Origin of the sequence: Pigmentiphaga aceris, from assembly GCF_008119665.1 — a bacterium.
Lineage (GTDB): Bacteria > Pseudomonadota > Gammaproteobacteria > Burkholderiales > Burkholderiaceae_B > Pigmentiphaga > Pigmentiphaga aceris.
Map to the genome: position 1 here is coordinate 3,507,620 of NZ_CP043046.1, position 12,457 is coordinate 3,520,076.

Below are 12,457 nucleotides of genomic sequence, written 5' to 3' on the forward strand. Positions count from 1 at the left end.
CTCGATTCCGGCTTGGTTGAGACTTGATTACGTTACGTACTGGAAACCGGTTGAATCCACCTGCACTTGTTCTCTTCCCTGATCGCGATGCTGCCCGCCTGAAGACGTTGCTGCACGATCCGTCCCGCACCCTGGTTGCCTGTCTGTGCGCCGAGTGGTGCGGCACCTGCCGGGACTATCTTCCGCCCTTCGAGGCACTGGCCGCCAAGCGGCCGGACGATGCCTTTGTGTGGATCGACATCGAAGATTTTCCTGACTTGCTGGACGACCACGATGTCGAGAACTTCCCGACGCTATTGATTCAGCGCGGCCCCGACATCCTGTTCTACGGCACCATGCTGCCGCACATCGGCCACCTGGAACGCCTGCTGGATAGCTTCGGCGTAGACGCCGAGGCCATCGGTGCGCCGGCACCGGATGTCCGGGCGGCGCTCACGGCTTGAAGGACTGGCTGTCGGGCGCGGACACGACCGGCGTACCGCGCCGAACGGCCAGTGCACGCTGCCGCCTTGACAGGACTCGGCCCGCCGCCCGGCCGCCCGAAGGCGGCAAGCGTGGGGGCCTTCCCTTTCAGCGCTGAAGCGCCTCCCAGGCCTTCTGCAAACGCTTGACCGATACCGGCGACGGCGTGCGCAACTCTTGCGCAAACAAGGCCACGCGCAGTTCTTCCAGCAGCCAGCGGAATTCCGTCAGGCGTTCGTCCTCGACGCCCTTACGCGCCACCAGCGCGCGCTGGAACTGAACCTGCAAGGGCGTCAGGTCTGCCAGCAGACGCGCATCGCGCGCCGGGTCGGTGCGCAGCTTGTCGATACGCGCCACCGCGGCCTTCAGATAACGCGGGAAATGCGCCAACTGCGTGCCCGGCGTATCACGCAGGAAAGTCTTGGTGACCAGCGCACTGACTTGCTGCTGAATGTCGGCGTAGGTGGCCGCGTGCGGCTTGGCCTGCGGCAGCTTGCGCTGCAAGGCGTTCCACTCAGTCAGAATCGTCAGCGTCAGGCGTGCGACCTCTTGCGCCAGCAGGCCCAGCCTGCCCTTGCCCGCCAGCTTGCGCTCGGCAAACTTCTCGGCGTTGTCTGGCCAGGGTTCCATCAGGCAAGCTTGGGCAAGCGCGGCGTCGATGATCTGATCACGCAGCATTTCCTGCGTGCCCAGTGGCATGAACAGCATGCTCATCTGCGTCATGCCGTTCAGGTTCTTTTCCAGGAACTTGACCTGTTCCTTCAACTGCAGGCGGAACAGCCGCAACAAGCCCGCACGATGGCGGCGCGTAGCTTCGGCCGGGTCATCGAACACGTCCAAGTCGCAGTGGTCGCCCCGGTCGATCAGTGCCGGATACCCGATCACCGACATGCCGCCACGGCGAATTTCCAGCAGCTCGGGCAATTCACCGAAGGTCCAGTCCGTCAGGTTTTCATGCGCCAGCGCCTGCGCCACTTCCTTGTCGCGTGAGGCCACTTGCTGGAAGGTTACCTGTGCAGCCTTGCCGTGCTCGGCCTTCAATTGCGCCAGATTCCGGCTCATGGCCAACATGCGACCGTGCTCATCGACCACCCGGAAGTTCATGGTCAGGTGCGCGGGCAAGGTTTCCTGCTTGAAGTCGCCCGGTGCCAGCGCCACCTGCGTCTGTGCGCGCACGTCAGCGATCACGGTGTCGATCAGGCCCTTCGCAGGGTTCAGTGCCCCCTCGAACCAGCGGTCGTAGAAGCCGGCCGCATACTCGGGCAGTGGCACCAGATGCCGACGCAGCTTCTGCGGCAAGGACTTCAGCAGCAAATGCACCTTGTCTTTCAGCATGCCCGGTACCAGCCATTCGGTGCGCGACGGGTCAATCTGGTTCAAGGTGAACAGCGGCACCGACATGGTCACGCCATCGCGCGGCGAACCAGGTTCAAAGTGATAATCCAGCGCCATTTCCACGCCGTGCAGCGTGAGCTTCTTCGGGAAGACCTCGGTCGTGACGCCTGCCGCCTCGTGGCGCATCAGTTCGTCGCGTGACAGGTACAGGAAACGCGGCGCGGTGCGCGCCTCGGATCGATACCACTTCTCGAACGGGTCCAGGGCGCAAATGTCTGCCGGAATCTGGCCGTCGTAGAACGCGTGGATCAGCGTCTCGTCCACCAGAATGTCGGGGCGACGCGACTTGTGTTCCAGCTTCTCGATATCCGCGATCAGCTTGCGGTTGTGCGCCAGGAAGGGCAACCCGCCATTCGGACGTGGCTCGATCTCGCCCGCCACCAACGCTTCGCGGATGAAAATCTCACGCGCAAGCTTCGGGTTGATCTGGGCGAAGTCCACGCGCCGACCGGTGTAGATGGTCAGGCCATACAACACCGCCCGTTCGCTTGCCACCACGCGCCCGGCTTTCTTTTCCCAGTGCGGTTCCGACCAATTCTTGCGCAGCAGATGTTCGCCTGCACGCTCGATCCATACCGGATCGATCTTGGCAATGGTGCGGGCATACAGCCGCGTGGTTTCCACCAGTTCGGCAGCCACCACCCAACGGCCCGCCTTCTTCGCCAGCTTGGACCCCGGATGAATGTGGAAACGAATGCCACGCGCACCCAGGTAGCCCGCCTCTTCCTCGCCCTTGAAGCCGATGTTGCCCAGCAAACCGGTCAGCAAGGCCATGTGGATCTGCTCGACGGTCGCAGGCGACTGGTTCAGATGCCAGCCTTGTTCTCCCACCACGGCGGCCAGCTGGCTTTGCACGTCGCGCCATTCACGCAGGCGATTGGGCGACAGGAATTGCTGACGCACCTGTTCCACCAGCTTGCGCTGGGAGGCCTTGTGCTGAACCTGATCTTCGTACCAGGTCCAGATTTTCAGGAAGGACAGGAACTCGGAACGTTCATCGACAAACTTGGCGTGCGCAGCATCTGCAGCCTCTTGCGCTTCCAGCGGCCGGTCGCGCACGTCTTGCACCGACAGGGCCGACGCGATGATCAGCATTTCCGCCAAGCAGCCCTGCTGACGGGCCGCCAGGATCATGCGACCGATACGCGGGTCAACCGGCAGGCGAGCCAGCTCGGTGCCGGTAGGCGTGATGCGATTGTCGTCGTCGATGGCACCCAGTTCTTGCAGCAGGTGATAGCCATCGGCAATGGCACGGCCGGGCGGGACTTCGACGAAGGGGAAGCTCTCGATATCGTCGAGCTTCAGCGACTTCATGCGCAGAATCACGCTGGCCAGTGACGAGCGCAGAATTTCCGGGTCGGTGAACGGCGGACGCAGGCCGAACCCTTCCTCGTCATAGAGGCGAATACAGATGCCCGGCCCCAGGCGACCGCATCGGCCGGCGCGCTGGTTGGCAGACGCCTGGCTGATCGGTTCGACCCGCAGTTGTTCGACCTTGTTGCGCCAGGAATAACGCTTCACCCGCGCCAGGCCGGTGTCCACCACAAAGCGAATACCAGGGACCGTCAGCGAGGTTTCGGCCACGTTGGTGGCCAGCACCACACGCCGGCTGTTGCCCTTCGGGTGGAACACGCGCTCTTGCTCGGCCGCCGACAGGCGCGCGAACAAGGGCAGAATTTCCGTGCCCGGCGGATGATGCTTGCGCAAGGCTTCGGCGGCGTCACGAATTTCGCGTTCCCCGGGCAGGAACACCAGCACGTCACCCGGGCCGCTGCGCGCGCATTCGCTGACGGCATCGACCAAGGCGTCCATCAAATCGCGCGCTTCGTCACGCGACAGGTTTTCGCGGTCGGCACGCTTGGGCGGCGGGCGGTTGCTGTTCTCGTCTTCCGATTGCAGGTCGCGCGTATCCACTGGGCGGTAACGTACCTCGACCGGATATGTGCGGCCAGAGACTTCGATCACCGGAGCAGGATGCGCCTCGTCGGCACCGAAGTGCGTGGCAAAACGCGTGGCATCGATGGTGGCCGAGGTAATGATCAGCTTCAGGTCGCGACGACGCGGCAGCAGCTGCTTCAGGTAGCCCAGCAGAAAATCGATGTTCAGACTGCGCTCGTGTGCCTCGTCGATGATGATGGTGTCGTAGCGGCGCAGCAGCGGATCGCGCTGCGACTCCGCCAGCAAAATGCCATCGGTCATCAGCTTGACCGAGGCCGTCGGCCCGACGCGTTCGTTGAAACGCACCTGGTAGCCGACCACCTCACCCATCGGGGTCTTCAATTCTTCGGCAATGCGTTTGGCGACCGAAGTAGCAGCCAGACGGCGCGGCTGCGTGTGGCCGATCATGCCGCTGCGGCCGCGACCAAGTTCCAGACAGATCTTGGGCAGCTGCGTGGTCTTGCCCGAGCCGGTTTCGCCGCTGACGATCACCACCTGATGGTTCTGTATCGCGCGCGCGATTTCCTCGCGACGCGAGCTGACCGGCAGGTCTTCGGGATACGTGACTTCCGGAATTGGGCGAAGCGGGCGTTCGGCGCGATCTGTACGATCGGCCGGCGTTGTCCGTGGGGTGCGCTCTGGTCGCTCGGTTCTTTCCGTCCGCTCACCACGCTCGCCTCGCGGCCCCTGTTGTCGCGCGGGACGCGTGGTCAAGCCTTGACCTGCATCGCCCTGCTCTGCCGACCCGCCAGCTTGGCCGACAGACTTCGGCGCGCGCGGCGGCCGTGCTTCGCGGGACGGACGTTCACCACGGGGGCGGTCATCAGAACGGCGTTCAACTGCGGGCCGTTCACTTGCAGAACGGTCGCCAGCTTTGCTCGTCGGCTGCGCAGGCGACGCGGATGGAGCAAGGCTGACGCCTTTTCGCAATTGCGTCAGTTGCTCGGCCAGGGATTTCTGGGAGGAAGCGTCAGTGGCGTCGGAGGCTCGGGGCGCGCCGCCGCGTGCTGCCGGACGGCGGTCAGTATCAGGCATCGATGTGGATTATCCAGTTAGCCCTGGATTATAGCGACCGATGCCTGATCCAGACGGTAGTGCCTCAGACAATGCCGCTCAGACAGTCCCCCCGGTCGCGCGATCAAACGTCATGGTGTTGCTGATGTCGGTGACCACACCCAGCGGGAAGAACTCGGTGCGCGGTGGCCCGCCATCCACACCCGGGTGGATGTGAACCGTGGCAGCGGCCGACATGCTGGACCCTGCGTCGCCCACTGGGGTGCGCAATTCAGCGTCGCCAACCTTGCCAAAGCCCGTCACATTCCACTGCGCGGTGATCGTGACCGCCACGAAGCCCGTGCCTTCCTGTGACGCCATCTGGAAACTGATCTCGGGTTCGCCGCGTTCGAGCTGCACGCGGGTATCGCCCAGCAAGACCTCGCCGCCACCCGCCCCCAGGCTGCGCATGGTGGGCATCACCAGCGCATCGCGTGCCACGGCCGGGTCGAGGTAGCGCGTGGCTTCGCCCATGACGGCGGCGTCCTTGCCACAGCAGTTGTAAACCTGATTCAGAATGGACAATTCTGCGTGATCGGGGCCAGTGCTGTAGCCCAGCATGGCCCACCCGGTATTCATCAAGGCACGACCGCCTTCAAAAGCTGCCCCGCCATAGGTGACTGAGCTTGCAGGCAACTCAAGCGCCAAGTCCTTGACCTGCGATCCGAATGCCGTGGCTACACGGTATCCACCACGGTCCGTGGTGCCCGTGGGGGCACGTTCCAATCCGGCAATGGTGGCTTGGGCGCTTTGCTCTGACGTATCGGTGATCAGATAACTATGCGCTTGCACGCTGGCCAAGGAGCCGCTCCAGGTCTGCGCCACCTCAATGTGACTGCGCGCACCCAGCGGCGCAAGCTGTTCGGGGGAAACCTGGTCGGCGACCGCTTCCAGCTCGGCACGTTTTTCCGGCGTCAATGTGGCGGTTTCCAGGCGTTCGGCTACCGTCGGCGGCGCGTCACCACCGGCAGCATCCGGTGCCCGTTGCTCACGAATGGACTCAAGAACCAGAGCCTGTGCCAAGTCACGTGGCGTGGTGGTTTCGGTGACGACTGGTGGCGGCGTGTCGATCACCGCATCGGAAAACGCCGAGCGCCCGTCAATTGGCTGCGGCTCACTGCCCAATGTTTCCTGCAGACCGTCGACAGCCAGCGCGGCGCTCGACACAGCACTTTCCACGACTGCCGTAGCGGTCGACACCACGCTGCTGGCAACCGCCGTCGCGGTGGACACCACACTATCGATGGCACTGGATGCTGCTCTGCTGGCCATCGTCGTCGCATATTCAGTCAGCGGCTTGCCATAGTTCTTCTCGCCGGTGAGAAACTGATGCGCCAGCCCCGCCACAGCCTTGTACTGAGGATCAGCCCGCTGGTCGTATTCGGGCTTGTCGACAATCGCGCGCTGGATGATGTTCTTGATCTGACGGCAAGCAAAATCGCGCATGAACCCGGTGCCGATTGCCTCTTTCATCTTCTTGTCGAGCGGCTCCCAGCCGTGCTCTTTGACCATGGTTGCGACCACTTTTTCGGCTGCATGGTCGCCCACTACCCCTTCCGCAAAGCTAGATGCCGCCGACCGCACAGTGGCATCGATATGGCCTTTGACGATACCGCCCAGACCGCCGGTGTTCTTGTCCATCACCTTGCTCAGCCCCTCGCTGGCAAGGTCGGCCACGGCCGCTTTCATGCGGCCCATATCATTGGCAATCGCGGCGTCACGCACCATCGGAATCAGTTCGGCACTGCGCTCGCCCAGTGCCTTTGCACTGATGCCTTCCGCAACGCCAAGATCAACGACCTTGTGCAGAATGCGTTCGGCCAGTTTGTCTCGGTTGATGCTGCCACCGCTGACAAAATTGGCGATGGAATTGAGCGTGTCAAACTTGTTCAGGGCTGCAGCGGCCAGGGTCTGCAGGCCAATGCTGATACCGGCACCGACAGTGCTCAGGGTAACCATGGTGGGGCCTTTAAGCGCGGTGCATCGGGAAGGTGCCGGGTGCCTGCTCCACGACGGCAGGTGCCAAATTCGACGTCACATCAAGCAGGCGGGCGCGCCAGTGTTCGGCCTGGTTCACGAAGACTTCCAGCTGCTTCAGGGCAGCAGCTTCGTCCAGCAAGGCCAGGTCCAGGGTCTTGAAGAACAGCACGCGCCCCAGTTGCGGATCGAAACCGAACACCCCGCCACCCGTGGCCACCCCGAACAGGTGCAATTGCAGCAAGGCGGCAAAGAAGGTTTCGCGATTGATGGCTGGCGGCTCGGCCACAACCACATATAACTGCACCAGCCCGGTATCTGCTTCCGACTCGATAGACAGTTCCACATTCTGGTCGAACTTGATCGTGCAGCCGCCAGCGGCCACGGCAGCTTGGAGGTCCAGGTGGGTTTCCATGCTCAGCGCGGTCAGCAGTTGTGCAAAGTTCATGAGTGTTCTCAAAAAATACGGGAATCGGGGACAAGAAGGCGTGGCAGTGAAGCGCCGCTGTTGGTACCGGCTGTAGGTGTCACGCCCAGACAAGCAAGCTGCCAAGGTAGTAACAAGCCACGTGAAATGGTTCCACGGGCCGGCACATCGCCGCAACTGCATACAAATTTGATGCCGATACGGTCGTGTAGCCATGGTGTCGTCAGGTACGACCCCTATAATTTCGGTTGATTTTTCGCGTTTCATTTTTTCGTCGACATCGACGCCCAGACCGGCATCCGCCCGGTCCTTACTCAGGACGCTACACAGCCACCATGCCCGACCAGGAATCCCAGACCGCCGCCGCCATCGATCCAATCGACTCCAGCCGGGCGCAGTTCGTCCGATGGTTTCGAGATGTGGCACCTTATGTACATGCGTTCCGGGGCAAGACCTTCGTGGTTGCGTTTGGCGGGGAACTGGTACAAGCCGGCGCGCTGAATGCGCTGGTGCAAGACTTATCGCTGTTGAACGCGCTGGGCGTGCGGCTGGTGCTGGTGCACGGCTCGCGCCCGCAGGTCAATGACCAGCTGCGCATCAAGGGTATTCCGGCCCAGTTCGACCGTGGCCTGCGCATCACCGATGCGCCCGCCCTGGAATGTGCGAAGGAAGCCGCCGGCGAAATCCGACTGGATATCGAAGCGGCGTTCAGCCAGGGCTTGCCCAACACGCCGATGCAGGGTTCGCATATCCGCGTGGTGTCGGGCAACTTCGTGACTGCCCGCCCGGTGGGCATCATCGATGGCGTGGACTACCGCCACACCGGCCAGGTGCGCAAGATCGACGCCGATGCGCTGCGCTTTGCCACTGAACACGGCTCGGTCGTGCTGCTGTCGCCGCTGGGCTTTTCGCCGACGGGCGAAGCCTTCAATCTGGCGATGGAAGAAATGGCCACCGCTGCTGCCGTGGCACTGAAGGCCGAAAAACTGATTTTCGTGACCGAAACCCCGGGCGTGCGCGATGCCGATGGCAATATCGACACGGAAATCGCCCGCTATGACGCCGACGCGCTGTTGGCTGCCGGCCAGCTTGACGACGACACGGCGTTCTACCTGCGCCATGCTTCGCGTGCGGTGAAGCTGGGTGTGGCGCGCGCGCACCTGGTGCCCTTCTCGCTCGACGGCGGCGTGCTGCTGGAAGTCTTCACCCACGATGGCGTGGGCACCATGGTGGTCGAGGAAATGCTGGACGACCTTCGACCGGCCACCATCGAAGACGTGGGCGCAATCGTGCAGCTGATCGAACCGCTGGAAGCCGATGGCACGCTGGTCAAACGTGGGCGCGGCCGCATCGAGCGCGATATCGAACGCTTCTCGGTGGCCGAGCACGACGGTGTGATCTTCGGCTGCGCGGCGCTTTACCCCTATGCAGACGACAGCATGGCCGAAATGGCCTGCCTGACGGTGAACCCGGAATGGCAAGGCGGTGGCGAAGCCGACAAGCTGCTGCGCCACATGGAATCGCGTGCCCGTGCACAAGGCATTTCCCGTCTGTTCGTGTTGACCACGCGTACCGCACACTGGTTCGTCAAACGTGGCTTTGTGCCGGCGCGTCTGGAAGACCTGCCGCGCGAACGTCAGGCCAGCTACGACCGCAATCGCAACAGCCTGATTTTCATCAAGAAGATTTAAGGCGGTAAGGACATACCGAGGCAGATGCCCATTGCCTCGGTATGGCAATAGCGTTTGTTTTTGCCTCTTTCCGCTGGCCGCATCGAATCCGCAGATTGCTGGCTGATTCGGTTCACGGATAACCACGGTTTCAAAGTGCTTGTTTCGCGTTAACTGCTCAGGATTTCCCAACATGACGTCAGGGTCCGTTCCAAGCAAGTCAGCAGCAAAGAAGTCCGCAGGAACCAAGTCAGAAAAGGGGCAATCGGAAGCCAGCACCTCCGCACGCAGCGCCTCTGCCCATGCCGCAGTTCCTGCCCCCGTAGCGCCCCCGTCTACCGCCGCCGCCAACGCCCCCCGCATGCCCTATCACGTCGATATGCGCCGTGCCAGACGGGCCTTGGTACTGCAAGGTGGCGGTGCGCTGGGTGCCTATCAGGCGGGTGTGTTTGAAGTGCTGGCCGAACGGCCCGAACAGGCGGCCTGGGTGGCAGGTGTATCGATTGGCGCGATCAATGCGGCCTTGATTGTCGGCAACGCACCGGAACATCGGGTGGCCAAGCTGCGCGAATTCTGGGAACTGGTGTCGTCCGGCCCCGGACAGTCCTTGCCGCACGCAGCCGGGCCGCGTGCACTGCTCAATCAATGGAGCGCCGCCGCCAGCATTGTCATGGGCATTCCCGGCTTCTTCACGCCACGCATGTCGCCTGCCTTGCTGCTGGGTGGGAACGCCCCGCTGCTGAGCTACTACGACACCTCGCCCTTGAAATCCACCTTGGAACGCCTGGTGGACTTCGACCGTATCAACAGCCAGGAAATGCGCTTGTCGGTAGGCGCGGTCAATGTGCGAACCGGCAACTCGGTCTACTTCGACAACACCCGTCAGAAGATCGGCCCTGAACACATCATGGCAAGCGGTGCCCTGCCGCCCGGCTTCCCACCCGTGCATATCGACGGCGATGACTACTGGGATGGCGGCATCGTGTCGAACACGCCGCTGCAATACGTGCTGGATGAACATCCCCGCACTGAACCGCTGTTGGTGTTGCAACTGGACTTGTTCAGTGCGCGCGGACCCATGCCGCAAACCCTGGCCGAAGTGGCCGCGCGGCAAAAGGACATTCAGTACTCCAGCCGAACGCGCATGAACACCGATGTGCTGGCGGCCAACGTGAACCTGCAGCAGGCCCTGGCTGAACTGCTGGATCGCCTGCCCCCGCATCTGCGACAGGAACCTGCCCTGGCCGACTTGTGCACCCACATGAAGCACGAGCCCATCGACATCGTTCACCTGATCTACCGCAACAAGCCTTTTGAGGTGGATGCGAAGGACTACGAGTTCTCGCGCATTGCCGTGCATGAACACTGGGAAGCCGGGCTGCGCGACATGCGCACGACCTTCGAGCACCCGGAGTGGCTGCGCGCCGATGCCCAGGCAGGCGGAGTCACCACCTTCGATCTGGCCGAACCTGGCCATATTCGGGTGACCCATCCAGGCAGTTAATTCAGGCAACCAAGCCAGACAACCAAGCGAATTCCCAAGTTTCATCCTGGCGTCCGCGTGGACCCCAGGTCGTCTCCAAATCTCGACCAGCAAAGGAAGGAAGGCACCATGCAACTCAAGGACAAAGTCGCATTCGTCACCGGATCGGCAGCCGGCATCGGCAAGGAAATCGCGGTCTTGTACGCCCGTGAAGGCGCCAAGGTCGTGATCGCCGACCTGAACAAGCAAGCCGCCGACGCCACCGCAGCCGAAATCGTGGCAAGCGGCGGTCAGGCAATCGGCGTTGCGGTAGACGTGACCGACGAAGCCCAGGTTGACGCCTCGGTAGCCGAAGCCGTGAAGGTGTTCGGTGGCATCGACATCCTGGTCAGCAATGCAGGCATTCAGATCGTGCAGCCGGTAGACGAATTCAGCTACGCCGACTGGAAAAAAATGCTGGCCATCCACCTGGACGGCGCATTCCTGACCACCCGCGCCTGCCTGAAGCACATGTACGCGCAAGGCCGTGGCGGCAGCGTGATCTACATGGGTTCGGTGCACTCCAAGCTGGCCTCGGTACTGAAGGCCCCCTATGTGACCGCCAAGCATGGCCTGATCGGCCTGTGCAAGACGGTGGCCAAGGAAGGTGCCAAGCACGGCGTGCGCGCCAACGTCATCTGCCCGGGCTTTGTGCGCACTGCCCTGGTGGAAAAGCAGATTCCCGAGCAGGCCAAGACATTGGGAATCTCGGAAGAAGACGTGATCAAAAAAGTCATGCTGAAAGACACAGTGGATGGCGAATTCACCACCACGGCAGACGTGGCGCAAGTCGCGCTGATGTTTGCCGCGTTCCCGACCAATGCGTTGACCGGCCAGTCGCTGGTGGTCAGCCACGGCTGGTTCATGGAATAAGCGAACGACTTCGTCTGAGCCGCTTGCAGGGGCTCAACGGACTGTTCGGCGTTGGCACGGCCCTTACCCTTGCGATACGGGTGTAAGGGCCGTGTGCACATTCAGGGGCCAAGCAACAACGTGTGGGCACTATTCCCCTGCCCCGCGTCGCCCTTCTCCCGGTGTGGCGGCCTGCCTTCGATACAATGCCGCACCGAAGAAAACAGGAGCTTTCATGGCCCGCACCGTTCAATGCGTCAAACTCAAGCGCGAAGCCGAAGGCCTCGACTTCCCGCCCTATCCCGGTCCGCTGGGTACCAAGATCTGGCAAAGCGTGTCGAAGGAAGCCTGGGCCGAGTGGCTTGGCATCCAGACCCGTCTGGTCAACGAAAACCGCCTGAACCTGGCTGACAGCCGCGCCCGCAAATACCTGGCGCAGCAGATGGAACACTTCCTGTTCGAAGACGGCACCATCGAAGCCCAAGGCTACGTGCCGCCGTCGGCTTGATGTCCGGTTTAGCGTCCTGTAGTTGCTAGCCCAGCTTGTGCAGCTTGCGATTCACCGCCGTCATGCATGGCGGTGAATATCGCTTGGTCATCAAGCTGATGTGTTCAAGCAAATGCGTTCAAGCAAGCATGCGGTTTATCGAGGATGTTCCCGTTGAGCAATGAAGTTCAAAGCAATATCGAATTCCCGGTTCAAATGCAGCTCGCCGCCTACAACGCGCGCGACATCGACGCATTCATGCCGTGGTGGGCCGATGATTGCCAGTACTACGCGTTCCCGTCCACCCTGCTGGCGAGCAGCGCCGCAGAGATTCGCGAACGTCACATCGAACGCTTCAAAGAACCCGACCTGCATGGGAAGCTGCTGACACGCATCGTCGTCGGCAACATGGTGATCGATCACGAGACCGTGACGCGCACTTTTCCGGAAGGAAAAGGCGAAATCGATGTGGTCTGCATCTACGAAGTCGAACACGGGAAAATTGCCAAGGCCTGGTTCAAGCTGAGCGAACGGCGTCTGTTGGCTGAAAGTCTTTGATGTGTTGATAGGTGCCGGCAAGGTGCCCAGTCAACCTGATTGCCTGGCCCGCTGGCAGATTGCGATCCACCGCCGTGATGCATGGCGGTGATTTCTGAAAAGATAGCGTCAGCGCG

At 62.1% G+C, this 12,457-nt stretch carries 9 protein-coding genes; 6 read left to right on the forward strand and 3 right to left on the reverse strand.

The features are described from left to right. Nucleotides 1-50: 50 nt before the first annotated feature. On the forward strand, nt 51-443 hold the full coding sequence (locus FXN63_RS15215) for a thioredoxin family protein (RefSeq protein WP_425468609.1): 393 nt from the start codon (nt 51-53) through the stop codon (nt 441-443). 127 nt (nt 444-570) lie between these two features. On the opposite strand, the gene hrpA is transcribed toward FXN63_RS15215, so the two are convergent. From hrpA to FXN63_RS26715, 3 genes are all read right to left on the reverse strand, one after another. Continuing rightward, nucleotides 571-4,830 carry an ATP-dependent RNA helicase HrpA gene (gene hrpA, locus FXN63_RS15220; RefSeq protein ID WP_148816084.1) on the reverse strand — a complete coding sequence of 1,420 codons (4,260 nt, stop codon included), beginning with the start codon at nt 4,828-4,830 and terminating at the stop codon, nt 571-573. 78 nt (nt 4,831-4,908) lie between these two features. Then, a complete protein-coding gene (locus FXN63_RS15225) occupies nt 4,909-6,807 on the reverse strand; it encodes a hypothetical protein (protein WP_148816085.1) in 1,899 nt (632 codons plus the stop codon). Nucleotides 6,808-6,817: 10 nt separating this feature from the next. Next, on the reverse strand, nt 6,818-7,273 hold the full coding sequence (locus FXN63_RS26715; protein ID WP_187394907.1) for a type III secretion system chaperone: 456 nt from the start codon (nt 7,271-7,273) through the stop codon (nt 6,818-6,820). Nucleotides 7,274-7,587: 314 nt separating this feature from the next. On the opposite strand from FXN63_RS26715, the gene argA reads away from it, so the two are divergent. From argA to FXN63_RS15255, 5 genes are all read left to right on the forward strand, one after another. Next, entirely contained in the window at nt 7,588-8,943 is a 1,356-nt protein-coding gene (gene argA, locus FXN63_RS15235) for an amino-acid N-acetyltransferase (protein WP_148816087.1), read from the forward strand. A 340-nt stretch (nt 8,944-9,283) separates the two neighbouring features. Continuing rightward, nucleotides 9,284-10,426, forward strand: a complete 1,143-nt coding sequence (locus FXN63_RS15240) for a DUF3734 domain-containing protein (RefSeq protein ID WP_425468732.1) — start codon at nt 9,284-9,286, stop codon at nt 10,424-10,426. 108 nt (nt 10,427-10,534) lie between these two features. Continuing rightward, nucleotides 10,535-11,317 carry a 3-hydroxybutyrate dehydrogenase gene (locus FXN63_RS15245; RefSeq protein ID WP_148816088.1) on the forward strand — a complete coding sequence of 261 codons (783 nt, stop codon included), beginning with the start codon at nt 10,535-10,537 and terminating at the stop codon, nt 11,315-11,317. A gap of 214 nt (nt 11,318-11,531) precedes the next feature. Beyond that, on the forward strand, nt 11,532-11,804 hold the full coding sequence (locus tag FXN63_RS15250) for an oxidative damage protection protein (RefSeq protein ID WP_148816089.1): 273 nt from the start codon (nt 11,532-11,534) through the stop codon (nt 11,802-11,804). A 153-nt stretch (nt 11,805-11,957) separates the two neighbouring features. Then, nucleotides 11,958-12,341, forward strand: a complete 384-nt coding sequence (locus FXN63_RS15255; RefSeq protein WP_246164833.1) for a nuclear transport factor 2 family protein — start codon at nt 11,958-11,960, stop codon at nt 12,339-12,341. Nucleotides 12,342-12,457 lie beyond the last annotated feature (116 nt).

Bases quoted from the DNA above. Each gene is read 5' to 3' on its own strand.
- hrpA (WP_148816084.1), bottom strand. From the start codon at position 4,830: ATGCCTGATACTGACCGCCGTCCGGCAGCACGCGGCGGCGCGCCCCGA.
- FXN63_RS15225 (WP_148816085.1), bottom strand. From the start codon at position 6,807: ATGGTTACCCTGAGCACTGTCGGTGCCGGTATCAGCATTGGCCTGCAG.
- FXN63_RS15245 (WP_148816088.1), top strand. From the start codon at position 10,535: ATGCAACTCAAGGACAAAGTCGCATTCGTCACCGGATCGGCAGCCGGC.
- argA (WP_148816087.1), top strand. From the start codon at position 7,588: ATGCCCGACCAGGAATCCCAGACCGCCGCCGCCATCGATCCAATCGAC.
- FXN63_RS15250 (WP_148816089.1), top strand. From the start codon at position 11,532: ATGGCCCGCACCGTTCAATGCGTCAAACTCAAGCGCGAAGCCGAAGGC.
- FXN63_RS15240 (WP_425468732.1), top strand. From the start codon at position 9,284: ATGCCCTATCACGTCGATATGCGCCGTGCCAGACGGGCCTTGGTACTG.
- FXN63_RS26715 (WP_187394907.1), bottom strand. From the start codon at position 7,273: ATGAACTTTGCACAACTGCTGACCGCGCTGAGCATGGAAACCCACCTG.